The organism is Pseudaquidulcibacter saccharophilus, assembly GCF_019455445.1.
GTDB classification, from domain to species: Bacteria; Pseudomonadota; Alphaproteobacteria; order Caulobacterales; family Aquidulcibacteraceae; genus Pseudaquidulcibacter; species Pseudaquidulcibacter saccharophilus.
The window spans coordinates 489,372-512,630 of the sequence record NZ_JAHWUS010000001.1 but is presented as its reverse complement, the minus strand read 5'-3'; the positions used below and the strand labels follow the sequence as shown (position 1 = coordinate 512,630).

The following is a 23,259-nucleotide window of genomic DNA, read 5'->3' as shown; positions in this document are numbered from 1 at the left end:
CTTATCTATAAAAAAACCCCGTTTTTGGTTACATATACCCAAGAAAATGCAATAAAAACCGCCATTTTCACACATTTTGTCTTGACGAAAACGTGCAAACAGCCTTTGCGTATTTCAACTTGATAAATATTATCAAGCTAAAAACTTTGCGGCACTTATTAAGTGTCAAAACCTTTTTAAGTGTCATAAACTTTTGGAGAGCTTAATGAGCAAAAAAGAAATGATTGATGCAGTTGCTGAGAAAACTGGCATCACAAAAGAAAATGCATCTAAGGCAATTGACGCCCTAACTGCATATATCGAAAAAACTTTGAAAGCTGATGGTGAGGTTACTTTCGCTCCTTTGGGTAAATTTAAAGTTTCTAAGCGTGAAGCTCGTATGGGTCGCAACCCTTCAACTGGTGAAGCAGTGCAAATCCCTGCAGCTAAAGTTGCTAAATTCCTTCCATCAAAAGCATTGAAGGAATCTTTGAACTAATTTGTTCAAAAATTTATATAAAAAAGGGGTGCCTTCCGGCACCCCTTTTGTTTATGGACTTTATATTATCTATTACATCCCATAAGCTTTTAAGGCTTCGATAACGGCATCATTAACAATTTTACCGCCTTTAACATTCAAGCCAAGCGCAAAGCCAGCATCATCAGCCAAAGCCTGATCAACGCCTTTGTTAGCCAACTCAAGCATATATGGCGCAGTAACCGCGTTAAGCGCGTATGTTGATGTAAGCGGTGCAGCGCCTGGCATATTGGCAACACAATAATGAACAACGCCATCAATCACATAAGTTGGATCGTAATGCGTAGTTGGTTTAGAAGTTTCAAAACAACCGCCTTGGTCAATTGAAATATCAACAAGAACCGCACCATCTTTCATTTTTGGCAACATTGCTTTGGTAACAAGTTTTGGCGCCGATGCACCAGGGATTAATACCGCACCAATTACTAAATCTGCTTCTAAAACTGCCGCCTCAACCGCACTTGGTGAAGACATCATGGTTTTTACCGCACCATTGAACAAATTGTCGATACGCACCAACGCCGCTTTTGAACGATCAAATACGGTTACATCAGCATGCATTCCTTTTGCGATTTGTGCGGCATTGGTTCCGGCAACACCCGCACCCAATACAACCACTTTAGCAGGGGCAACACCCGGTACACCACCCATAAGACGACCCAAGCCACCTTGTGGCTTTAACAGGCAATGCGCGCCCACTTGTGACGCCATACGGCCCGCAACCTCACTCATTGGAGCAAGAAGTGGTAAACCGCCATCTTTGCCAACCACAGTTTCATATGCAATCGCAGTACAACCAGATTTCATCAAGGCTTTTGCCTGCTCTGGATCTGGGGCAAGGTGAAGATAGGTGAAAAGAATATGGTGAGGCTTTAATTTTTCGCACTCAACCAATTGAGGTTCTTTTACTTTTACAATCATTTCTGCTGTTGCAAAAACTTCATCGGCTGTGCTGAGAATTTTTGCACCCGCAGCGACATAGGCATCATCTTTTACGCCAATACCAGCACCAGCATTGGTTTCAACAAATACTTCATGACCAGCATGAACCAATTGAGAAACAGTTTCCGGCGTTGCACCAACGCGGCTCTCTTGTGGTTTAATCTCCTTAGGTACGCCAATTTTCATTGCACTCTCCATAAACATTTATTGTTATAACAATAGAAGTTATTATGTTTTTTTTGGCGAGTCCCATTCAAAAGACTTGACAAAGCAATTAAATGCGGTGGAATATTACATAAATTAAAGGATTTATGATGGAAACCGTCAGCCTAGATGCAAATGACCGCAGAATATTACGAAAAATGCAGCAAAATGGACGGATTAGCATTGCTGCACTTGCGAACGAGATGTCATTATCCGAATCGACCCTAAGGCGTAAGCTTGAACGCCTTGAAAACGAAGGGGTCATAAAGAATTATACCTGTGTGATTGATGCCAAAAAACTAGGCTTTAATATTACGGTTTTTGTTTCTATCAAACTTGGTGCGCAAACCGATAAAGACCTAAATTTATTTGAACGCGCAGTGCGCACCCAACCGGAAATTCTTGAATGTTGGCTAATGACCGGAAGCGACGATTATTTATTGCGGATTGGTGCACGCAATATTGAAGACCTTGAACGCATCCACCGCGAAGTTCTTACCAAATTGCCAAATGTTATCAGCGTTAATACAGCAATCGCAATGCGCGAAGTAACCGTGGCAAAAGGGGTTCACGTTTAAACTATGGTTTAACAAACCGCGCAATAAAAAACCCGTCAAGCCCGCCTTTATCAGAAAGCATATAAGGCATGATGCGCGCAGCACCATTTGGACTAATTACGCCATCAAGATTCAGAACCTCATCAGGGGTAATTGGATCTGGTTTTAGCCCTGCCTCGAGCGCAGAGGCAACCGCAAGATCGCCTTCTTCGGGTTCTAGTGAACAAACCGCATAAACCAAGCGCCCGCCCGGCTTTAACGCCGCCGCCGCAGTACGAATTAACTCACACTGAATTTCGATTAATTTCGGTAAATCAAACGGGTTTTTAATCCAAAGCGTTTCCATATTGCGGCGCAAAGTACCGGTTGCCGAACATGGGGCATCAAGCAATATTGCATCAAACTTTGCGTCTTCGACTAGAATTTTGGCATCACCAGATTTTAGCTTGGCCTTTAAATTGGTGCGCGCAAGGTTTTGCGCCACAAGCTTTAACCTATCATCGCTTAGGTCATAGGCGGTGATATTTGCGCCATCTGCGGCAAGCTGCATGGTTTTACCACCAGGGGCCGCACACATATCAAGCACATTTTCACCAACCTTGGCATTGATTAGTTTAGCGGGGATTGATGCCGCAACATCCTGCACCCATAATAAGCCATCTTGCCACGCGGAAAGTTCGGTAAATTGTTCAGGCAATGATTTAACCCGCATTGAATGTGGAGCAATCAATTCACCGCCAAACTCATCAAGGATTTTTTGCTTATCCTCATCTGAAATCCCAGCCTTAATGGTAAAATCAACCGGCGCTTGGGTCTTTAGACACATAGCAAGTTTTGCCACCGCCTCATGACCATATGCACCAATATAACGATTACGCCACGCAAGCGGAATTAAATCAATATCACTTAATTCTGGATTATCTGTACCAGTAATAATCTTGCGCAATATAGCATTGGCAAGACCCGCCATTGAATAGGTTGATTTATTCGTCTTGGCGAGCGATACAGCACGATCAATAATTGCATGTGTTGGGGCAATTGAACCCAAATGCTGTGCCACAGCAGTCCGTAACAAGGCACGCATATAATTTGCGGCCTGATGCAATGGCTTTTGCAAATAATGATTAATCAAAATCTCAATCTGGCCAAAATAGCGAATTGTATCCTTGGCTATCGCCGCAGCAAAGGCGCGGTCCCGCCCTTTTAAATCGGCAAAGCTTCTTTCGCTGTTCATGGCATCATCAAGCGTCTTACCTTCATCAAAAATTTTGATGATAAGCTTTGCCGCAGCATCGCGGGCCGGATCAGGGCAAAACTGCGGTTTTTCAGGACGATAATTCCTACCGACAGGAGATTTGTTTCCTGCCTGCGCTTTTGGTCTAAAGGGTGGTTTTTGATTATTTTTCACAAAATTGTGTTACCTCTTATGCAAAGTATAAATCAATATGAAAATATGATTTTCTTTTGGCAAAGGCTGCTATATATTGTCGCTTATGACCGAAAACACAGACATTTTTGAAGAATCAGCACCCAAAATTCTCACTCCTGAAGCCAAACGCGCACTCGCGGAGGCCGAAGAAAGACGAAATGCACAGGCAAACCAAGACAGACCAACCGAATATGGCGGTCGTGGTGGCGCCGAGCCGACCCGTTATGGCGATTGGGAAAAATCGGGAATTGCGCACGATTTTTAGAATCTGCACTTTTGCTGACTCTTAATTAGAAAAACTGCTTGCCTAACCTTGACTTATAAGGAAATGGCGGTTATTTGCGCCCCTTCAAGTTTCACTGGGCAAGTTTCGCCAATAGGCAGAAATCCATTTAGGAATATTAAAATGAAAGTAAAATCTTCTTTGAAATCGCTTAAATCACGCCACGCTGCGTGCCAAGTGGTTCGCCGCAAAGGTAAAGTATTGGTAATCAACAAAGTTGACCCACGCTTTAAAGCTAAACAAGGCTGCTGCCGTTAATTCTGGCTAGTTTGGGCTTTGCCTAAATATAAAAAATCGCCCCTGAATAATATTCGGGGCGATTTTTTGTGTTCAATCCATCCCTGATTATTTCCAATCAGGGATTTTTTCCATTCCGAAAATTTCATCATAAGTTTGGCGCGGGCGCACAATTTCCCATTTATCGCCATTGACCATAACTTCGGCCGCCAATGGGCGCGAATTATAATTTGACGCCATTGAAAAACCATATGCACCAGCGGACATAAAGGCCACCAATTCATCGGGGGCAACCGGTTCCATCAATCTATCAACGGCAAAAGTATCACCAGTTTCACAAATCGGGCCAACAATCGTGGTTGGCATTTTATTTGTGCCCTTTACTGGTTCTTTTACCGCAAGCAATTGATGGTATGCCTCATAGAATGCAGGACGTACAAGGTCGTTCATTGCCGCATCCAAAACAACAAAATCGCGGCCACCATTTTCCTTGGTAACAATTGAACGAGCAAGTAATATACCCGCATTGGCGGTAATGATACGCCCTGGCTCAATTTCAATTTCAACATCAAGCGGGTGAATGATGGCGCGCACAATTTTGCCCCATGCAATCAAATCTGGGCCTTCGATTTCTTCTTGATAAATTGCCGCCAAACCACCGCCCAGATCAAGGCGTGAAACCTTATGACCATTTGCACGCAAATCCTTGACCATTTGTGCCAAAAATTCATAAGCTTGCTTCAAGGGCGCAAGGTCGATAATTTGCGAACCAATATGTACGGCAAGGCCAACAGGCTCAACACCATTCAATGTTTCCGCACGGGCATAAAGCTCAAAGGCACGTTCTTTTGAAATACCAAATTTTGAGGTTTTTTTGCCAGTTGAGATTTTATCGTGCCCACCAGCTGCCACATCAGGATTAACACGAAAAACAATTTTTTGAATCTTGCCAAGACGCGTTGCCACCTCTGACAAGGTTTCAAGCTCTTGAATCGATTCGATATTAATCTGATGGATATTTTGCGAAACCGCATATTCAAGTTCGCGCACAGTTTTACCAACGCCAGAGAATACAATCTTCTCTGGGGCAACACCCGCGCGAATGGCACGGCGAATCTCACCTTCAGAAACCGTATCAGCACCAGCACCAAGCGCGGCAAGCGTTGCAATAACCGCGCTATTGGTATTGGACTTTACGGCAAAAGCAATTTTCACATTCAAATCACCCAAAGCCGCCTGAAGCGCTTTAAAATGATGTTGCAATGTTGCGGCAGAATAAACATAGGTTGGGGTTCCAACTTTTTCTGCAATTTCCCTGACTGGCACATTTTCGGCGTATAATTCGCCGTTTTTATAATTAAAGTGACGCATATTATTTTTCTGTCTGATTAGATTGTTCTTGTTGTTGCTCTTGTTGTTTTTTAGCCTCATATTCTTTTTTAGCCTTGCCCCACATTGGTGGTGCGGTATCAAGGCTTCCTTTTATCCCACAGGCAGATAGACAAAATGCAAACAGGGTAAAAACCGCGATTTTCTTCATCATAGCTTTGCTTTCCAAATTTCAATTTGCTTTAAGACATTAGATGGCGCAGTTCCGCCATATGATTGGCGTGAATTCACTGACGCTTCGACAACAAGCAATTCTTTCGCTTCAATACTTATACGTTCATCGATTTTTTGCAATTCATCAAGCGGCATATCGCATAATTCGGCATATCCCGCCTGCTCGGCTGCTTTTACCACCGCACCTGTTATATGATGTGCTTCACGGAATGGAATTGCATGAGTTCGCACCAGCCAATCGGCAAGGTCGGTGGCGGTTGAATAACCAAAACACGCGGCCTTGCGCATATTTTCACGATTAAATGCGATTTTTTCCATCATTTGCGCAATGGAAACCGTGCAAAGCCAAAAATCTTCAAACGCACCAAAGGTTAAGACCTTGTCCTCTTGCAAATCCTTTGAATAGGTAAGTGGCAATGATTTAACAATCATCAACAATGCCTGTGAAGCACTTGAAATCTTTGCCGCTTTGGCGCGGATTAATTCAGCAGCATCAGGGTTTCTTTTTTGTGGCATGATTGATGAACCGGTTGACCAATCATCAGAAAGCCGTGCAAATGCAAATTGTGATGACGACCACAACACAATCTCATCGGCAAGACGTGATAAATTCACCGCCGCAATTGATAATGCGCCCAATGCCTCCATGGCAAAATCACGCGACGCCACACCATCCATCGAATTACCCGCAGGGGCATTAAAGCCAAGCTCTTTGGCGGTTAATTCACGCTTAATTGGATATGGTGTTCCCGCAAGTGCAGCCGAACCCAAAACGCAATCGCCCGCGTTTTCATAGGCGGCCTCAAGGCGTTTAATATCGCGCGCCAACATTTCAACATAGGCAAGTAAATGATGACCAAGCGTTACCGGTTGTGCGGTCTGCAAATGGGTAAAGCCAGGCATAATCCAATCATGATGTTGCGCGGCACGTTTTACCAAAACCTTTTGAATATCTTTGATTTGTTTAATTGTGCTTGTTGTGGCGCGGCGCGTCCAAAGTTTAAAGTCATTTGCCACCTGATCATTTCTTGAACGACCAGTATGAAGGCGTTTTCCCGCTTCGCCAATCATATCGGTAAGGCGTGCCTCAATATTAAGGTGGATATCCTCTAATTCGACCTTGAATTCAAACTTGCCAGCGGCAATTTCATCGGCGATTTGCTTTAGGCCTGCATGAATTTTTTCTTTATCTTCAACGCTAATAATTCCGCATTCGGCAAGCATAGATGAATGCGCAATTGAGCCGTCAATATCTTCACGCCACATTTTATAGTCAATACCGATTGAGGCGTTAATTGCCTGCAAAGCTTCATCGGGCTGTGCTTCAAATCTGCCGCCCCACATTTTTTGCCCTTTATCCGGTTTGATTTCTGTATTATTCATGCTCTATGACCCAAATCACCAAAAAGACCTTACCATTTTTATCGGCAATCGCGATACTTATGGCCGTGCTATTTGCAATCTATTTTATTTATAACAAAGCGTCCTTTAGCACCTCGGACAATAGTTTGAAAAGGCATAAAATGGGCGCTTTGGCAGCATTACAATTCCCGACAGCAGAAAGTTTTGCGCCAAAGACAACTTTTGTCGATGAAAATGGCAATTCGCATTCTTTAAATGATTACAAAGGCAAGGTATTGGTGGTTAATCTTTGGGCGACTTGGTGCCCGCCATGTATTCGCGAAATGCCATCTCTTGGGCGGCTTGCAAACAATTATAAAAACGGTGATTTAAAAGTCATCGCCATCAGCGCCGATAAAAAAGCAGACACCGCCAAAGCACAAGAAAAGTTAAAAGAATTAAGCGGTGGGGCATTGGAATTTTATCATGATCCCGACATGGGATTACCATCCGAATTAAAAGTGACAGGCTTTCCAACAACCATAATCTACGACCAAAACGGTAAAGAGGTTGCCCGCCTTATGTCAACCACTGAATGGGACTCGGTTGATGCAAGGTCCTTGCTAGATGATGTCATTAAATATGGCGCGAAAAAATAAGTAATCGGTAAAGGTTTTGCGTCTATATTCGTCTTTTGGCGATATTGTGCAAATATAACATTGCATTATTCACATTTTTGGAAAAAAACATTCCCAAAACCGAAAAAGATGTTATATCCGCATCAAATCATTTCAGGAGCAGAAATTGCGGACCGCAGAAATCACTCGCAAGACCAAGGAAACCGATATTTCGGTTAAAATCAACCTTGATGGTAAAGGCAATGCCACTATCAATACTGGCATTGGTTTCTTTGACCATATGCTTGAGGCATTCGCAAAACATTCGGCAATCGACCTTGATGTTACTGCGGTTGGTGATTTGCACATTGATATGCACCACACAGTCGAGGATACCGGAATTGTAATGGGCCAAGCCTTTAAAAAAGCGATTGGCGACTTCAAAGGTATTGTTCGCTATGGTCACTATTACTGCCCCCTTGACGAGGCCTTAAGCCGCGCCGTGGTTGACGTTTCCAACCGCCCACATTTGGAATGGCGTGTTGAATTTAAACGCGACAAAGTTGGCGAAATGGACACTGAATTATTCAAAGAGTGGTTTGCCGCATTTGCAGGAAATGCTGGCCTAACTCTACATGTTGAAAGCCTTTATGGTGAAAATAGCCACCACATAATTGAGGCAAGCTATAAGGCACTTGCCCGCGCGTTGAGAATGGCGATTTCAATTGATGACAGACTTGGCGGGGAATATGCCTCGACCAAAGGGGTTTTATAACGGACAGACAGATGCTTACGATAATTGATTATGGCTACGGCAATCTGCGTTCGGTTCATAAAGCAATCGCAAAAACCTGCGACATTGATATTTTTGTTACCAACAATCCTGATTTAATTGCAAAATCAGATCGTATCGTTTTGCCTGGTGTTGGGGCATATAAACAATGTATGGATGGCCTTAAGGCGATTGATGGCATGGTTGAAGTTCTTGAAAACAAGGTTCTTAAAAAAGGAACACCCTTTCTTGGAATCTGTGTAGGGATGCAGCTTTTGGCAGATTGCGGCATTGAATTTGAAACCTCACCTGGTTTGGGCTGGATAAATGGAAAAGTGACCAGACTTGAACCCAATGATAAAAATTTAAAAATTCCGCAAATGGGCTGGAATGAAGTAACACCTTTGGGAAGCAAAGTTTTTGCCAATGCGTGGGATAATTTGCCACAAGATGTTTATTTCGTTCACTCATACGCCTTTAGAACGGATAACAACGAAGATATTGCCGCCACATGCCAATATGGCGATGATACATTTGCGGCGGCAGTAGCAAAAGACAATATTATGGGATTTCAGTTTCACCCAGAAAAAAGCCAAAAGGCCGGGTTGAAACTATTGGAAGCGTGGTTGAAATTATGAAACTATATCCGGCAATTGATTTAAAAAACGGCAAAGCAGTAAGATTATTCAAAGGTCGTTTCGATGAGATAACGGTTTATGATGATAATCCAGTTAACCGTGCGCGTAGTTTCTCTGATTGGGGCTTTGAATATCTTCATTGCGTTGACCTTGATGGCGCCCTAAGCGGGCATAGTGTTAATGTTGATGTTATCAAAGACATTCGTGCCAATATTGATTTACCAATCCAATTGGGTGGTGGCATAAGAAATATTGAATCAATTGAAAACTGGCTTACCGCCGGGGTTTCACGCGTTATTCTTGGTACAATTGCGGCACGCAATCCTGAATTTGTCCGTGAGGCGGCCACAAAATTCCCGGGCCATATCGCAGTTGGCATTGACGCAATTGATGGCAAAGTAGCGGTTTCCGGCTGGGCCGAGGCAACCAATATCGACGCCCAAGAACTTGCGAAACGTTTTGAAGGCGCGGGCGTTTCGGCGATTATTGCCACTGATATCAATCGCGATGGCACAAAAACCGGCATCAATCTTGAATACACCCAAAATATGGCAAATTGCGTTTCAATACCAATTATCGCCTCTGGCGGCCTTAAAGGGGTTGAAGACATTATTGCAATGAAAAAATTGGCAATTACCCCTGGCAACCGCGCAATTCATGGCGCAATCATGGGCAAGGCACTTTATGACGGCTTGATTGACCCTAAAGAAGCATTAGGAGCAGCCGCGTGAGTTTAAAGACCCGCATAATTCCCTGCCTTGATGTAAAAGATGGGCGCGTTGTAAAAGGTGTGCAGTTTGAAAATCTGCGTGACGCCGGAGACCCGGTGGAACAAGCAAAGTTCTATGATGAACAAGGCGCGGATGAAATCTGCTTTCTTGATATTTCTGCCTCGCATGAAGGGCGATCAACTCTTTACGATGTTGTTTCGCGCACTGCGGAGGTTTGTTTTACACCGCTTACTGTTGGCGGCGGCGTTCGCTCGGTTGAAGATTTTCGCGCTTTGCTTTTGGCGGGTGCGGATAAGGTGGCAATTAACACTGCCGCAGTTAAAGACCCCGATTTAATTACACGTGCATCACGCCAAGTTGGCTCACAATGCGTTGTGGTGGCAATTGACGCCCGCCGCGTTAGTAAAGACGGCGAAACCCCCAAATGGGAGATTTTCACCCATGGCGGGCGTACACCAACTGGAATCGATGCCATTGAATTTGCAAACCTTGCATGGAAAAATGGTGCTGGTGAATTGTTGGTAACGTCAATGGACAAAGATGGTACCAAAGATGGCTATGACATTGAATTGATTTCAACCATAACTTCTATGGTCGATATTCCCGTGATTGCATCAGGTGGCGTGGGCGATCTTGACCATTTGGTTGAAGGCGTAACCAAAGGGCACGCCAATGCGGTTCTTGCCGCCAGTATTTTCCACTTTGGCACACACACACTTGCCGAAGCGCGTGACAAATTAAAAGAGGCGGGCCTTGAGGTTCGCAAGGTTATTTAACGATGAATGATGAAATTACTTTGGGGCAGGCATTAGACTTTCTATTTGCTGATTTAGATGCAAAAAAAGATGCCGACCCAACAAAATCATATACCGCAAGCCTTTTACAAAAAGGTCCCGCGAAATGCGCAAAAAAACTCGGTGAAGAAGCTGTTGAGCTTGCATTAGAAATCGCTGCCGGTGAAAAAGAAGAAATCAAGGCCGAGGCGGCGGACGTGCTTTACCACTTTGTCGTCGCGCTAATGTCACGCGGGGTATCTTTAAATGAGGTGGCACAGGTTTTGGCAAAACGTCGTGGCATTGGCGGGCTTGATGAAAAGGCTTCACGCAAAAAATGATTGAAATAAAACCTGCTATAAGTACCGATGCGCCCAAGCTTGCCCAATATATGGCAATGCGCTTTAAAGATACTTTTGGTCACATATATGACCCGCAGGATTTAGCAGATTTTCTTGACGCCAAATATAATTCAGAAGTAACACTTAAACACATCGAAACACCCGAACACTTTATTCGCATCGCGTGGGAAGATGATGAAATAAAGGGGTATATTTTTGGTGGCCCCATGAGCCTTCCATTTGAAAACTATGCCAAGGACGCTTTTGAAATCTACCGCTTTTATGTTTCAGATGACCAAAAGGGCAATGGTTTGGCGCCCAAATTATATAATGAGTTATTGCAGCATGTAAAAAACATTGCCACTTCTGAGCTTTTTCTCGGGGTTTGGTCATTAAATGAGCGCGCGCTTGGTTTCTATAAGAAATTAGGGTTTGAGATTGTCGGAAAATATCTGTATCAGGTCGGCAAAACATTGGATGATGAGCGTATAATGCGCCTTAAATTATAGATTTATATTGGCATAAAATGAAAACCTATTTTCTTGGTATTGCTGGGGCTGGTGTTTCCGCCCTTGCATCAATTTTAAAATCACAAGGTCACGAAGTTACTGGTTCTGATGAGGGGGTATTTGCCCCAATATCGACCTATCTTGATGATATTGGCATAAAATATAGCGATCATTTTGACGCCGCAAATGTTCCAGATGGGGTGGAATTGGCAATTATTGGCACCACCGCCAAAATCAATCCAGAGACCAATCCAGAATATATTGAAATTATCAAGCGAGGCATTCCGCACTATAATTTTGCTACATATCTAGCCAAGGCCACAGAAAAAAGAGACAATCTTATTGTCGCTGGAAGCTTTGGGAAATCGTCGCTTACCGCGCTTATTACCCACATATTGTTAAATGCGGGCCGATGCCCAGGTTGGTTTATTGGCGCAATTGCAAAGAACCTTGATCGCACAGGAAATTGGGGCAGCGATAACGAATTCATCATGGAAGGCGATGAATATGTCATAAGCCTTGATGATCGCCGTTCAAAATTTGAACTATATACGCCAAAAGATATTTTATTGTCTTCAATTGTTCACGATCATATCAACATGTTCCCAACTATGGCGGAATATGAAGAACGGTTTGCTAAACTTGTGCGCAACCTTCCATCAGATGGTTATATTTTTGCGGCCAAGAAATACGAACCCATTAGACGTATCATAAAAGAAAATGGCAAACAGGCACAAACCATTTATTATGACCTTGATGAATGCGATGGCTTTTATGCCAAAGATATTAAAACCGGTGAGGTTTCAACATTCACCCTTGTAACCCCACAAAAAGTCGAAATAAAACTTTCTACCCATCAATTGGGATTGCATAATATCGAAAATGCAATTGCCGCCGCCGCATATTGCCTCACCAAAAAATTAGTAACACCAGAACAGTTACAAGATGGTATTGCAAATTTCGCGGGCGTAACCCGCCGCTTGGATAAAAAAACCACCACAAGCACTGTTCCAGTTTATGAGGGTTTTGGTTCATCATTTGAAAAAGCGCATTCCGCAATTGACGCCATAAAACTTCATTTTCCAAATAAAAAATGCATTGTTATTTTTGAGCCACACACTTTTTCATGGCGCAATCGTGATTCATTACATTGGTATGATACGGTTTTTAAAGGCGTTGATGAAGTTTATCTTTTGCCACCCCCAACTCACGGTGCAGCCAATCATAGCCAGTCAAGCCATGAAGAAATTTTCGAACGCACACAAAATGCGGGCGTAAAAACTATTAAAATCAATGATGCTAAAGATTGTCTTGAAAAAATTATTCCCGCCCTCAATGGCGATGAAGTAATTTTATTATTATCATCTGGCCCGCTATTTGGTTTGCCTTCAAGTCTTCCAAGTAAACTTGATGAATTATTTAGCCAAACAAATTAATTCAGGTATCAAAAATAATTCAGTCACAACACTTCTAAAAAGTGTAAAATTTGTATAAAGCAGAATTTTCATGAAAGTTTTTGTTCCAAAAGCGTTCATCACCTTGAAAAGGGTGGCGCGCTTTTGCTGTTGCAGGAGATTTAGATGTCCGAAGTTTTAATGCCAAAAGCAACTGCTGTATGGCTTATCGATAATACCGCACTTACCTTTGCGCAGATTGCAGAATTTTGCGGATTACACCACCTAGAAGTTAAAGGCATTGCCGATGGTGATGTTGCAGCGGGCGTTCGCGGTCAAGATCCAATTGGTGCCGGCCAGCTTTCGCGCGATGAAATCGCCAAAGGTGAAGCAGACCCTAATTATAAAATCAAAAAATTTGAAGGTCGCGTAATTGAAATCCCACAGGCAAAAACTAAACGCCGTGCGGCACGCTATACCCCGTTATCACGCCGTCAAGACAGACCAAACGCAATCGCATGGTTCCTTCGTTATCACCCAGAAGTAACTTTTGCACAGATTTCAAAACTTATTGGCACAACCAAATCAACAATTGAATCTGTTCGCGACCGTACACACTGGGACAGCCCTAACATTAAACCTGTTGATCCAGTTGGCGTTGGTCTTTGCGGCCAAATCGAGCTTGACGGTGTTATCGCACAAGCCGCCGCTAAAAAAGCCAAAGAACAGGCAATGAAAGAAGCAGGTATCGTAGAAGGTGGTAACACCGCCGAAAGCGAATAATTAAATACAAATTTATAAAAAAGCCACGCTTTCGGGCGTGGCTTTTTTATTGCGCAAAAATAATGCGAAATAAATTACTTTTAAAAGCAATTTATTTTTGCTAGAAACATTTTCTAAGAATTTTTTAGCAGAAATTCTTTAGCTTAAATCTCTCATTAGGTGAAAATACCGTTTTTTAAACACCTGCGGCAAATGTGAGGCTTGACATATTTAATTTTGCTTTGCAAATCTATGCAGCCCATTTTTTGGGCAGCTCAATTTTGGGCAACTTCAATTTTTAATTACCTCATCTTGAGTGGGTTTGATTTTGAAGCGTTTTTTTAAGGCATTGTTTTGCTTTTTGGTTTTGGGGTTGGAAAGTCTTGAATACCACAAATTATAAAAATACTTTGATAACTGTTGCGATTGACTATACCGCACCTTTTGCCAAGACCAATATTCGTGCTGGAACAATCGGGGCCTTACAGCTCGAGTTATTGCTTGGTTCGCCATATCTTATGACATCAGATGATTTATTGTTTGAGGTTTTTGCCCTACGCGGAAAAATTTCTGATGCGGATCGCCCATCTGCACGCGAAAAATTCTTTCAAAAACCACAAGCATGTTTGCGCGCTTCGCCACTTGTGAAATCAATGGGTTATGGCATTCATCATGATGAAAATGAAAAAATTGCCGCTTTCCCAATTGAATCAGAAGAATATAAAGCGCTTCTAAAAAATCCTGACGTCAAAAAAACCGCAGGGATGCGATCTAAAAGGGTCTAAAATTGGCAACCTCCAAACAATATAGTGAATATATATTGCATGTTCTGGGGGACGGATTTTCAATAAAATCAATGTTTGGTGAATATTGCCTTTATTATATGGGCAAAACAGTTGCCTTTGTTTGCGATGACCGCCTTTTGATAAAACCCACAAAACAAAGTGCGCATTTGGATAAAATTTGTGAGATGCAGGAAGCATATCCGGGATCAAAACTATATTATCTTGTGACCGACGACCAATTGTCCGAACCGCGCGGGTTTATCGAAACTATGCACGCGATTGCGGCGGCAACACCTGATAAAAAACCTAGAAAACCTAAGCCAAATATTTAAGCGCAGCGCCAAGAAAATCTTCATCATTTCTGATTGTAATATCAGGGCTAAATAAAGAGCGAGATATGCCATTTACATCGTAAACCGGTTGAAATGAATATTGGTATGATAGATTAACATCCTCAATATTATTACTTTCAACCGCCGCACCAAGCCCCATCATTTTTGTTCCAATAATCTTTGCACCACAAACCGCACGCATCCCCATTGGGAAACCCTCTGCCATCGAGGCGGACCAATGGTTACATAAAATCACCACAGGGTTCTTATAGCAATAATCACCATTTGGCTCGACATATTCGGTCCATTTTTCGCCCATGCCTTTGCCTTTACGCTCATTCATAAGGGCATACGGCTTTTTATCCGCAGTAAACCACCCCATGATTGGGCGGGCATAGGCAGTATCACCACCGCCATTGTAACGAACATCAATGATTATTGCCTTTGTATCTTTGAATTGCGCCATTGCCTTGGCAAATTCAGTAACAATCTTTTCATCTGCAAAGCTATGGATTTCAATATAGCCAATATTTCCTTCAAGCATCTTATATTTAATATCTGGCAAATCATTAAGATTAACCACAAGCGGCAAATCAATAGTTTTTTCCTGATTATCCCTATTAATTACCAATTGCCTTGGGGTCGCAATTTTGCCTGCCAGTGATTGATTTAACGCCATCTCTTCGGCATTTGGATCTGGCTTGGTTAAAGATAATGGCAAATTCTTTTTAACCATCTCTTGAATTGGCATATTATCAATTTTGATTATTTTATCCATTGGCATAACGCCATTTATTGCCGCCGATGATTTCTGTTTAATAGCATTTATAACGTAATCATTATCTATTTTCTGGCAATAAAGATCGAAATATGGAAACCTTTTATAACCATCTGGCATATTATGAACATTGGTATGGGGGTCATAAGTTTCACGCAATAATGAAGCAATCACCGCCTTGAACGCAATTTGGCTACGTGCAGACATGGCCTGTGGGCGGTAAATGCGGCGTGCAAGTTCCCAATCAATGCTTTTTTCGGCAAAGAAGCAATATTTATCGGCAATATTCTTCCATACTATATCAAATACTTCGCCGTATAAATTCTGTTTAGCCATCGCAATAGATGGAAGATTACATACAAAAACACCAAGACCAGAAGTGATTAATTCACGCTTATTAATTTTCATAAATGTCCCTTATGATTATAATTTTCCTTCATATTGTCTGTGATGTTCTGCTTTGTATATATAATATTTTGTAATCTGATTACCGCACCATTTCTATTGTTCAATCAACCAAAACAAGCGCATCAAATTATTTCATTATAAACTAAAATCTATGCCCATTTACCCTTCACAATTTGGTCTAGAATGATATAGAGGTGCGCAAAATTCTATAATAAAAGGGTAACATCATGACCACACGCACCGAAACCGATACTTTTGGCCCAATCGAAGTAGAATCCGACAAATATTGGGGCGCACAGGCACAGCGTTCTTTAGGCAATTTTAAAATTGGTTGGGAAAAACAACCTGCACCAATCGTTCGCGCTTTGGGCATTGTTAAAAAAGCGGCGGCACTTGCCAATATGGAACTTGGCAAAATGCCAAAAGATTTGGGTGAAACCATTATCAAAGCTGCTGATGAAGTTATTGAAGGCAAATTAAACGATCATTTTCCATTGGTGGTTTGGCAAACTGGTTCTGGTACGCAATCAAATATGAATGCCAATGAGGTTATTTCAAACCGCGCAATTGAAATGTTGGGCGGCGAGATGGGTTCAAAAAAACCAATTCACCCAAATGACCACGTGAACATGTCACAATCGTCAAACGATACCTTCCCAACCGCAATGCACATTGCCTGTGCCGAAGAAGTATCAAACCGCCTTATCCCTGCACTTACCCATCTTCGTGATGCATTGGCGGCAAAATCAGAAGAATTTAAAGACATCATCAAAATTGGCCGCACCCATACCCAAGATGCGACACCAATTACATTGGGCCAAGAATTTTCTGGCTATACACAACAAATTACAAACGGCATTAAACGCCTTGAACTAACACTTCCTATGTTGATGGAACTTGCCCAAGGTGGCACTGCGGTTGGTACAGGTTTGGCATCACCGGCTGGCTTTGCGGATTTGGTTGCGAAAAAAATTGCCGAAATCACGGGCCTTGGCTTTACCTCTGCCCCAAACAAGTTTGAGGCATTGGCGGCACATGACGCAATGGTATTTACCCACGGCGCAATCACCACCGTGGCAATGGCGGCATTTAAAATTGCCAATGACATTCGCTTCCTTGGTTCTGGCCCACGTTCTGGCCTAGGTGAGCTTGCTTTGCCTGAAAATGAACCTGGCTCATCAATCATGCCAGGCAAAGTAAACCCAACCCAAAGTGAGGCATTGACCCAAGTTGCGGCACACATCCTTGGTAATAATGCGGCAATTGCATTTGCGGGTTCACAGGGTCATTTTGAGCTAAATGTTTATAACCCAATGATGGCGTATAATTTCTTGCAATCTGTTCGCCTTCTTGCCGATGCGGCGGTTTCATTCACCGATAATTGTGTGGTTGGCATTGAACCACGCCTTGATAATATCGCACGCGGTCTTGCCAATTCATTGATGCTTGTAACACCTTTGAAAGAAAAATATGGCTATGATTTGGCGGCCAAAGTTGCCAAAACCGCCCATAAAAATGGAACAACCCTTCGCGAAGAAGCCATTAAACTTGGCATTTCTGGTGAAGACTTTGACGCAATCGTTGTCCCTGCAAAAATGATTGCGCCAGATCCACAATAATTTGCCACCCTCACCCCTTCGGGGTTCACTCAGCAAATTAGTTTAGTTCGAACAAAGATTTTTTAACTCGTACTTGGTTCGAGCGTGGTTTCCAAAAATCCTTGACACATTCATAAAAAAACCACCCCATCGGGGTGGTTTTAAGTATGTCGTTTCTTTTAATTATATAGTGCCGCTAAATGCAGCAACGTTTGTGTGAGCGAACAAATTCTAACTTTCCGTTTCGAAAGCGAACATAAGCTCTTACTAAATGACAAACTCTTGCCATTATGCTTACCATACCTTTCTCCACCTTGTGTTAATCGGTTAAGTATGATATAGAATAGGCACAGTTGAGAGCTGTATAAATGCCTGTAGTTCTGTATCATACTTAACATGGCTACGATGCAAGGTGGTGCACCTTAGCCTCGGAAAATTCAGGGTGCTAGGCGCTATGCTTAGCGCCCTTTTCCGATTCTATCATATTATACACTAAATTACTGATAAGCGCAACCCCTTTCAAAAAAAGACTTGCAATACTTCACCTTTTGTTCTATGTTTAATTTGTAAGAAGAGGTGTAAGATGTCAATATCTAGAATTAGAAGCCCAGGGTACCCCGGAGCCCCACTAGGAAAAAGCATTGAATTTATTAGTAAAATATACGATAAGGTTAGAAAAAATCTTGTTTCCAGAGACGTTATCGCTAACGAACTTGGTTACTCTGGTATCACCGGTGCTTCGCTAAAAGTTTTCTCCGACCTTTCTCATTACGGCCTTTTAGAAAGAGCAAAGGACAGCCAAGTACGTGTTAGCGATCTTGCGGTAAAAATTTTGCTGCCAAACAGCAAAGAGGAATACATAGAATCTATTGAAAAAGCTGCATTTAACCCTGAACTTTTTAGAAAGATTAACGAACAATATCCAGACGGGCATATTGTAGATAGCCAAATAAAGGCTTTTTTAAAGCGTTTAGAATTTTCCGAAACTGCACTAAATCCTGCAGTTAACAGCTTTAGGGAAACAATGTCATTTTTAGAGTCCGCTAAATTTGAAGCGGAATCGGCTAACCTGAACAATTTGCCATCAGATAATATCCCAGCATTTGCGCCTGAGACAAAAGAATCTGTTCAGGAAAGCACCAATGAAGCACATAATATAACTACACAAACTGATAAAATTACAATCAATACAGGAGAAAGAGTAATCTTCTCTGAAGAGCTTAATGAAGATAATTACGTTAAGTTAGTTATAAAAGGCGAGGTAGATTTATTATTAGTCGAAGCACTTGAAGATTACCTTAAGAGATTAAAAAATAGACTTAATAGAAGCATTAATAGCTAAACAGTAATTATACCACAAAAAAACCACCCCAGCGGGGTGGTTTTTGTTTTAGCAATTTAGAAGTTTTAATTATAACCACAAAGACGCAAGAAACGGTCTTTTAATTCTTTGTCGTCTTTAAACACACCCGTGAATTTGGTGGTTATGGTTGAAACATTGGGGTGATGCACGCCGCGTGTCGTCATACATTGGTGTTTGGCATCAACCAAAATTGCAACGCCCAATGGCTCAAGAGTTTTGGTAATCGCATCGGCGATTTGCTGCGTCATGGTTTCTTGAGTTTGAAGACGCTTACAGAAAATTTCTACTACACGGGCAATTTTTGAAATACCGACCACATTCTTAGACGGCATATAGGCAACGTGCGCCTTGCCAAGAATGGGAACCATGTGGTGCTCACAATGGCTTTCAACGTCTATATCACGCAGCATGACAATATCATCATAACCGCCAACATCCTCAAATGTACGGGATAACTCAGCGATTGGGTCGGCATTATATCCAGCAAAAAATTCTTCATAGGCATCAACAACACGCTTTGGAGTGTCAATAAGGCCTTCACGCGTTGGGTCATCACCCGCCCAACGCAAAAGGGTACGAACGGCATCCATTGCTTCTTCGCGGGTTGGTTTAGTGTTTACAGGTGTAACGACCTGTCCTTTTTCATTCATCATGTCCATTCATCTATCCCTGATAGCAGCGGAGAAAAGTTGTAAAAACCCGCCGTTAATATTAATCAATTAAACGCAATTTGGTTCAGTAATGCAAATAGATTATTTGTGCAAATTATTTTACAAGCAATCAAAACCATATTCAGGCTTATATTTATGACCGAAATTTTCTTATTCAACACCTTGGAACGTAAAAAAACGCAATTAATACCGCAAAACCCAAAACGGGTTACAATGTATGTGTGCGGCCCAACCGTTTATAATCGCGCCCATATTGGTAATATGCGCCCGGCCATTGTGTTTGACGTGCTTTTCCGCCTTTTACGCCATACCTATGGTGCGGATCATGTGGTTTATGCCCGCAATATCACCGATGTTGATGATAAGATTAATGCCGCGGCACTTGCCGAAGGGGTTGATATCTCGGTTATTACCCGAAAATACACCGAAGTTTATCACCAAGATATTCAATCATTAAACGTGCTTTTACCTAATCTTGAGCCACGCGCCACCGCCCATATTGGTGAAATCATTGCGTTAATTCAAAAACTTATCGATGAGGGGCACGCCTATACCGCAGAAGATGGGGTTTATTTCCACGTCCCAAGCATGAAAAATTATGGAAGGCTTTCAGGCCGCAATCTTGAAGATATGCAGGCCGGTGCACGTATCGAAATTGATGAGAAAAAGAAAAACCCTGCCGATTTTGCACTTTGGAAAGCCGCGAAACCCAATGAAGTTTCATGGGATGCGCCATTTGGTGCAGGTCGCCCAGGGTGGCATATCGAATGCTCGGCAATGATTGAGAAAAATTTGGGGCAAACCATTGATATACACGGTGGCGGGCATGATTTGATTTTCCCGCACCACGAGAATGAAATTGCACAATCTGAATGTGCACATGGCGGGGCAACGCTTGCCAATATATGGATGCATAATGGCTTTTTGAATTTTGGCTCTGAAAAAATGTCTAAAAGCCTTGGCAATGTTTTAAATATTGCCGAAATCACTGCCACATTTAAGCCAGAGGCTGTACGCCTCGCGATGCTTTCGGCGCATTATCGTGCGCCACTTGATTGGAATGATGATTTAATCACCCAAAGTACAAAAACCCTTGATCGCCTCTATCGCGCACTTGAAAACGTATGGCTTGATAATGTTGAGGCAATCGCACCACAGGCATTAATTGAGGCATTATGTGACGATATTAACACCCCACAAGCGCTTGCAGTTTTATCAGAGCTTGTGAAAAATGCCAATAAAGCGCAAAATGACGTCGATAAGAAACAAGCTCTTGCCGAGTTAAAAGGTGTTGGTGCTTTATTGGGTATTTTACAATTGACCCCGGATGAATGGTTTAATGACAAGCCAAAAGATGACGATTTAAACGCCCGCATTGATGCCCTTGTTGCCGAACGCACAATCGCACGTGCAGAAAAAAATTGGGGACGCGCCGATGAAATTCGTAAAGAGCTTGCAGAATTAAAAGTTGAAGTAAAAGACGGCGCAGATGGCGCGACATGGCGCTTTTTATAAGCATTTCAAACAAGGGATGGCGAAATGAGTAAAAAACTATTTGAAATAATGGCATTTTCGCTTTTATCACTTGGTGGTTTGACATTGGGTGGTTGCGATAAGTTATTCCCTCCCAAAGAAGCCCCCGCACCAGAACCTGTGGCAGAACAACCAACCGACCTTTTGGATGTCGATAAAGGCGCCACCGATGCGTTCCGAAAAGATATAAAAGCACGGTTTAATGGCGTTAATGACATCAAGGCGATTGAAGATTATTTCACATCACAAGGGTTCGATTGCTCAAAAGACCCAACCTCACCTGGTGATCGCGCATGCATCAAGGTTGATACTAAAGGCACTTGCTCATTAATATCGATAATCCGTACCCAGCCTTTCACACCGGACGGTGCGCAAATTATCAAGGGGTGTAAGGTTGCGCCGGCCCCGCAATAATCTTTTGAACACTATTATTTTTGAAACCAATAATGGGGCAGAGGTTTTTCAAAACCCCATTAAAATCCTTGCGCCCCGTGACGAAGACGGGGCAATGGATGCAATTGCACAAATCGAAAATGCGGTTGCTGCGGGCAAATATGCTTGTGGTTATTTTTCATATGAATTTGGCTATTTGCTAGAAAATTCATTGCGTCCGCTTTTGCCGCATTCACGAAAGCTGCCTCTTTTATGGTTTGGCATTTACGAAAATCGTATTGAATTATCACATTCTGAATATGAACAATTCACCAAAAATAATGTGGTTTGCCCTGAATATATAATAACCAAAGCTACTGCAAATGAAGATTTAGAAAGCTATTCCCAAAAGCATAATAAAATCCATAATGATATTAAAAATGGTATTTATTACCAAACTAATTTCACCCATAAATTAAAAGGCAAATTTATTGGTGATGAGCTTGCGCTATTCAATGACTTAAAAACGCGACAAACACCAAAACACGGTGCTTTTCTGCGTACCAATGACTTCTCAATATTATCTTTATCGCCAGAATTGGGTTTTGAAATTGAAAATGGTAAAATTATCTGCCGCCCGATGAAAGGAACAGCACCAATTGGCGGTGCAGAAGTGCTTTTGAACGATGAAAAAAACCGCGCAGAAAACCTGATGATTGTTGATTTAATACGCAATGATTTTTCACGTATCGGAACCAATGTTAAAGTACCAAAATTATTCGCAATCGAAGATTATGAAACCCTTCATCAAATGGTTTCAGAAGTTCATGCCGATTTAAAACCTGATGTCAAAATAATTGATATTTTACGTGCTATTTTTCCTTTGGGCTCAATCACTGGTGCACCGAAAATAAGTGCTATGAATGCGATTTCAGAATTGGAGAATGAGCCACGCGAAGCATATTGCGGATCAATTGGCTATTTTTCCAAAAATCATTCCCGTTTTAACGTTGCAATTCGCACACCAATCATAATTGATGACGATTATGAAATGGGAATTGGGTCAGGAATTGTTTATGATTCAATTGCCGAAGATGAATTTGCCGAATGCCAATTAAAGGCAAGTTTCTTAACCGCACTTACACCGGATTTCAGTGTGTTTGAAACCCTTAAATGGGAAAAAGATGTTGGCTTTATTCGCAAAAGCCTACACCTTGAACGCCTTGAAAAAACTGCACAAAAGTTCGGGTTTTGGCGCGAATATGATTTTGATAGAGAGCTTGCAAAATTCGAAAAAAATATTGCTTTTGATGCCGCAAGAATAAAAATATCAATTGATAAAGACGCGGTTGCAATACAGGCTTTTCCTTTTGCTGACGATAAAGATAAATGGAAATTTATTGTTTGTGAAACGGCGGTTAATTCAAATAATCCTTGGCTTTATTATAAAACTTCAAAGCGCGATTTTTATGAGGAAAATTGGCAAAATGCCAATAAAATCGGTATTGATGAAGTTATTTTTATTAATGAAAACGGGCATTTAACCGAAGGATCACGAACCAATATTTTTGTTGATATGGGTGATGGCATACTTTTGACCCCGCCAATTAATTGTGGGCTTTTAAATGGTGTTTTGCGGCGTGAATTAATTGAAACAGGCGAGGCAAAAGAAGCAATTATTACGCCAAACGATTTGCAATCCGCGCATAAAATTTACCTCGGAAATAGTTTAAGAGGGTTAAAACCTTCTGAAATGTAGGGATTTTAATAAGAAATGCCCTATTGACCTTAGGAATTTTTCGCAATAAG

The 23,259-nt window shown here is 42.0% G+C and carries 27 protein-coding genes; 20 read left to right on the top strand and 7 right to left on the bottom strand.

Going from position 1 to position 23,259, the window contains the following annotated elements:
• Positions 1-205: 205 nt before the first annotated feature.
• Positions 206-478, top strand: coding sequence for an HU family DNA-binding protein (locus KXV15_RS02400; RefSeq protein ID WP_240006561.1), 273 nt, complete (start codon positions 206-208; stop codon positions 476-478).
• Between the two features lie 72 nt (positions 479-550).
• Here KXV15_RS02400 and ald read toward each other — a convergent pair whose 3' ends face one another.
• Positions 551-1,645: an alanine dehydrogenase gene (ald, locus tag KXV15_RS02395; protein WP_240006560.1), complete on the bottom strand. Its 1,095-nt coding sequence runs from the start codon at positions 1,643-1,645 to the stop codon at positions 551-553.
• Between the two features lie 128 nt (positions 1,646-1,773).
• On the opposite strand from ald, the gene KXV15_RS02390 reads away from it, so the two are divergent.
• Positions 1,774-2,241, top strand: coding sequence for an Lrp/AsnC family transcriptional regulator (locus tag KXV15_RS02390; RefSeq protein WP_240006559.1), 468 nt, complete (start codon positions 1,774-1,776; stop codon positions 2,239-2,241).
• A gap of 1 nt (position 2,242) precedes the next feature.
• On the opposite strand, the gene KXV15_RS13500 is transcribed toward KXV15_RS02390, so the two are convergent.
• Entirely contained in the window at positions 2,243-3,628 is a 1,386-nt protein-coding gene (locus tag KXV15_RS13500) for an RsmB/NOP family class I SAM-dependent RNA methyltransferase (protein WP_240006558.1), read from the bottom strand.
• Between the two features lie 85 nt (positions 3,629-3,713).
• Here KXV15_RS13500 and KXV15_RS02380 point away from each other — a divergent pair, with 85 nt between their 5' ends.
• Positions 3,714-3,914, top strand: coding sequence for a DUF1674 domain-containing protein (locus KXV15_RS02380; RefSeq protein WP_240006557.1), 201 nt, complete (start codon positions 3,714-3,716; stop codon positions 3,912-3,914).
• A gap of 141 nt (positions 3,915-4,055) precedes the next feature.
• Positions 4,056-4,190, top strand: a complete 135-nt coding sequence (ykgO, locus tag KXV15_RS02375; protein ID WP_240006556.1) for a type B 50S ribosomal protein L36 — start codon at positions 4,056-4,058, stop codon at positions 4,188-4,190.
• 87 nt (positions 4,191-4,277) lie between these two features.
• Here ykgO and lysA read toward each other — a convergent pair whose 3' ends face one another.
• From lysA to argH, 3 genes are read right to left on the bottom strand one after another with little or no spacing between them, the layout of a single operon-like run.
• A complete protein-coding gene (lysA, locus tag KXV15_RS02370; protein ID WP_240006555.1) occupies positions 4,278-5,540 on the bottom strand; it encodes a diaminopimelate decarboxylase in 1,263 nt (420 codons plus the stop codon).
• Between the two features lies 1 nt (position 5,541).
• Positions 5,542-5,727 carry a hypothetical protein gene (locus KXV15_RS02365; protein ID WP_240006554.1) on the bottom strand — a complete coding sequence of 62 codons (186 nt, stop codon included), beginning with the start codon at positions 5,725-5,727 and terminating at the stop codon, positions 5,542-5,544.
• Positions 5,709-7,115 (bottom strand): argininosuccinate lyase, encoded by a 1,407-nt coding sequence (gene argH, locus KXV15_RS02360; protein WP_240006553.1) that lies wholly within the window; start codon positions 7,113-7,115, stop codon positions 5,709-5,711. Before argH ends, KXV15_RS02365 begins: the two co-directional genes overlap by 19 nt.
• 140 nt (positions 7,116-7,255) lie before the next feature.
• Here argH and KXV15_RS02355 point away from each other — a divergent pair, with 140 nt between their 5' ends.
• The 11 genes from KXV15_RS02355 to KXV15_RS02305 all read left to right on the top strand — a co-directional run bounded on the left by KXV15_RS02355 (position 7,256) and on the right by KXV15_RS02305 (position 14,727).
• The gene (locus KXV15_RS02355) at positions 7,256-7,732 is read left to right on the top strand and encodes a TlpA family protein disulfide reductase (protein WP_240006552.1); all 477 of its coding nucleotides are present in this window, start codon (positions 7,256-7,258) and stop codon (positions 7,730-7,732) included.
• 145 nt (positions 7,733-7,877) lie between these two features.
• The gene (gene hisB, locus KXV15_RS02350; RefSeq protein ID WP_240006551.1) at positions 7,878-8,465 is read left to right on the top strand and encodes an imidazoleglycerol-phosphate dehydratase HisB; all 588 of its coding nucleotides are present in this window, start codon (positions 7,878-7,880) and stop codon (positions 8,463-8,465) included.
• A gap of 11 nt (positions 8,466-8,476) precedes the next feature.
• Positions 8,477-9,100, top strand: coding sequence for an imidazole glycerol phosphate synthase subunit HisH (hisH, locus tag KXV15_RS02345; protein WP_240006550.1), 624 nt, complete (start codon positions 8,477-8,479; stop codon positions 9,098-9,100).
• Positions 9,097-9,831: a 1-(5-phosphoribosyl)-5-[(5-phosphoribosylamino)methylideneamino]imidazole-4-carboxamide isomerase gene (gene hisA / locus KXV15_RS02340; protein ID WP_240006549.1), complete on the top strand. Its 735-nt coding sequence runs from the start codon at positions 9,097-9,099 to the stop codon at positions 9,829-9,831. Before hisH ends, hisA begins: the two co-directional genes overlap by 4 nt.
• Positions 9,828-10,607 carry an imidazole glycerol phosphate synthase subunit HisF gene (hisF, locus tag KXV15_RS02335; RefSeq protein WP_240006548.1) on the top strand — a complete coding sequence of 260 codons (780 nt, stop codon included), beginning with the start codon at positions 9,828-9,830 and terminating at the stop codon, positions 10,605-10,607. The genes hisA and hisF overlap by 4 nt, the downstream gene beginning before the upstream one ends.
• A 2-nt stretch (positions 10,608-10,609) precedes the next feature.
• Positions 10,610-10,945, top strand: coding sequence for a phosphoribosyl-ATP diphosphatase (locus KXV15_RS02330; protein WP_240006547.1), 336 nt, complete (start codon positions 10,610-10,612; stop codon positions 10,943-10,945).
• Positions 10,942-11,454 carry a GNAT family N-acetyltransferase gene (locus KXV15_RS02325; protein WP_240006546.1) on the top strand — a complete coding sequence of 171 codons (513 nt, stop codon included), beginning with the start codon at positions 10,942-10,944 and terminating at the stop codon, positions 11,452-11,454. The genes KXV15_RS02330 and KXV15_RS02325 overlap by 4 nt, the downstream gene beginning before the upstream one ends.
• A gap of 17 nt (positions 11,455-11,471) precedes the next feature.
• On the top strand, positions 11,472-12,890 hold the full coding sequence (locus tag KXV15_RS02320) for a Mur ligase family protein (protein ID WP_240006545.1): 1,419 nt from the start codon (positions 11,472-11,474) through the stop codon (positions 12,888-12,890).
• 144 nt (positions 12,891-13,034) lie between these two features.
• Positions 13,035-13,631: a DUF1013 domain-containing protein gene (locus KXV15_RS02315; RefSeq protein WP_240006544.1), complete on the top strand. Its 597-nt coding sequence runs from the start codon at positions 13,035-13,037 to the stop codon at positions 13,629-13,631.
• Between the two features lie 362 nt (positions 13,632-13,993).
• Positions 13,994-14,395: a DUF6157 family protein gene (locus KXV15_RS02310; protein WP_240006543.1), complete on the top strand. Its 402-nt coding sequence runs from the start codon at positions 13,994-13,996 to the stop codon at positions 14,393-14,395.
• 2 nt (positions 14,396-14,397) lie between these two features.
• Positions 14,398-14,727 carry a TfoX/Sxy family protein gene (locus tag KXV15_RS02305; protein ID WP_338050399.1) on the top strand — a complete coding sequence of 110 codons (330 nt, stop codon included), beginning with the start codon at positions 14,398-14,400 and terminating at the stop codon, positions 14,725-14,727.
• Here the strand turns inward: KXV15_RS02305 and KXV15_RS02300 are convergent.
• Positions 14,711-15,913, bottom strand: coding sequence for a S41 family peptidase (locus tag KXV15_RS02300; RefSeq protein WP_240006541.1), 1,203 nt, complete (start codon positions 15,911-15,913; stop codon positions 14,711-14,713). The genes KXV15_RS02305 and KXV15_RS02300 overlap by 17 nt on opposite strands.
• Positions 15,914-16,137: 224 nt before the next feature.
• Here KXV15_RS02300 and fumC point away from each other — a divergent pair, with 224 nt between their 5' ends.
• On the top strand, positions 16,138-17,532 hold the full coding sequence (fumC, locus tag KXV15_RS02295) for a class II fumarate hydratase (protein WP_240007191.1): 1,395 nt from the start codon (positions 16,138-16,140) through the stop codon (positions 17,530-17,532).
• Between the two features lie 562 nt (positions 17,533-18,094).
• On the top strand, positions 18,095-18,853 hold the full coding sequence (locus tag KXV15_RS02290; RefSeq protein ID WP_240006540.1) for a hypothetical protein: 759 nt from the start codon (positions 18,095-18,097) through the stop codon (positions 18,851-18,853).
• A gap of 65 nt (positions 18,854-18,918) precedes the next feature.
• On the opposite strand, the gene folE is transcribed toward KXV15_RS02290, so the two are convergent.
• Complete coding sequence (gene folE / locus KXV15_RS02285; protein WP_240006539.1) at positions 18,919-19,533, bottom strand: GTP cyclohydrolase I FolE; 615 nt, start codon at positions 19,531-19,533, stop codon at positions 18,919-18,921.
• A 147-nt stretch (positions 19,534-19,680) separates the two neighbouring features.
• Here folE and cysS point away from each other — a divergent pair, with 147 nt between their 5' ends.
• Genes cysS through KXV15_RS02270 form a run of 3 tightly spaced genes read left to right on the top strand, consistent with a single transcriptional unit; the run spans position 19,681 to position 23,209 of the window.
• Positions 19,681-21,060, top strand: a complete 1,380-nt coding sequence (cysS, locus tag KXV15_RS02280; protein WP_240006538.1) for a cysteine--tRNA ligase — start codon at positions 19,681-19,683, stop codon at positions 21,058-21,060.
• Positions 21,061-21,084: 24 nt separating this feature from the next.
• A complete protein-coding gene (locus KXV15_RS02275) occupies positions 21,085-21,492 on the top strand; it encodes a hypothetical protein (RefSeq protein WP_240006537.1) in 408 nt (135 codons plus the stop codon).
• 4 nt (positions 21,493-21,496) lie between these two features.
• Positions 21,497-23,209: a chorismate-binding protein gene (locus KXV15_RS02270; RefSeq protein ID WP_240006536.1), complete on the top strand. Its 1,713-nt coding sequence runs from the start codon at positions 21,497-21,499 to the stop codon at positions 23,207-23,209.
• The last annotated feature ends 50 nt before the right edge of the window (positions 23,210-23,259 follow it).

Bases quoted from the DNA above. Each gene is read 5' to 3' on its own strand.
- KXV15_RS02400 (WP_240006561.1), top strand. From the start codon at position 206: ATGAGCAAAAAAGAAATGATTGATGCAGTTGCTGAGAAAACTGGCATC.
- ald (WP_240006560.1), bottom strand. From the start codon at position 1,645: ATGAAAATTGGCGTACCTAAGGAGATTAAACCACAAGAGAGCCGCGTT.
- KXV15_RS02390 (WP_240006559.1), top strand. From the start codon at position 1,774: ATGGAAACCGTCAGCCTAGATGCAAATGACCGCAGAATATTACGAAAA.
- KXV15_RS02380 (WP_240006557.1), top strand. From the start codon at position 3,714: ATGACCGAAAACACAGACATTTTTGAAGAATCAGCACCCAAAATTCTC.
- ykgO (WP_240006556.1), top strand. From the start codon at position 4,056: ATGAAAGTAAAATCTTCTTTGAAATCGCTTAAATCACGCCACGCTGCG.
- lysA (WP_240006555.1), bottom strand. From the start codon at position 5,540: ATGCGTCACTTTAATTATAAAAACGGCGAATTATACGCCGAAAATGTG.
- argH (WP_240006553.1), bottom strand. From the start codon at position 7,115: ATGAATAATACAGAAATCAAACCGGATAAAGGGCAAAAAATGTGGGGC.
- KXV15_RS02355 (WP_240006552.1), top strand. From the start codon at position 7,256: ATGGGCGCTTTGGCAGCATTACAATTCCCGACAGCAGAAAGTTTTGCG.
- hisH (WP_240006550.1), top strand. From the start codon at position 8,477: ATGCTTACGATAATTGATTATGGCTACGGCAATCTGCGTTCGGTTCAT.
- hisA (WP_240006549.1), top strand. From the start codon at position 9,097: ATGAAACTATATCCGGCAATTGATTTAAAAAACGGCAAAGCAGTAAGA.
- KXV15_RS02330 (WP_240006547.1), top strand. From the start codon at position 10,610: ATGAATGATGAAATTACTTTGGGGCAGGCATTAGACTTTCTATTTGCT.
- KXV15_RS02325 (WP_240006546.1), top strand. From the start codon at position 10,942: ATGATTGAAATAAAACCTGCTATAAGTACCGATGCGCCCAAGCTTGCC.
- KXV15_RS02320 (WP_240006545.1), top strand. From the start codon at position 11,472: ATGAAAACCTATTTTCTTGGTATTGCTGGGGCTGGTGTTTCCGCCCTT.
- KXV15_RS02315 (WP_240006544.1), top strand. From the start codon at position 13,035: ATGTCCGAAGTTTTAATGCCAAAAGCAACTGCTGTATGGCTTATCGAT.
- KXV15_RS02300 (WP_240006541.1), bottom strand. From the start codon at position 15,913: ATGAAAATTAATAAGCGTGAATTAATCACTTCTGGTCTTGGTGTTTTT.
- KXV15_RS02290 (WP_240006540.1), top strand. From the start codon at position 18,095: ATGTCAATATCTAGAATTAGAAGCCCAGGGTACCCCGGAGCCCCACTA.
- folE (WP_240006539.1), bottom strand. From the start codon at position 19,533: ATGGACATGATGAATGAAAAAGGACAGGTCGTTACACCTGTAAACACT.
- cysS (WP_240006538.1), top strand. From the start codon at position 19,681: ATGACCGAAATTTTCTTATTCAACACCTTGGAACGTAAAAAAACGCAA.
- KXV15_RS02275 (WP_240006537.1), top strand. From the start codon at position 21,085: ATGAGTAAAAAACTATTTGAAATAATGGCATTTTCGCTTTTATCACTT.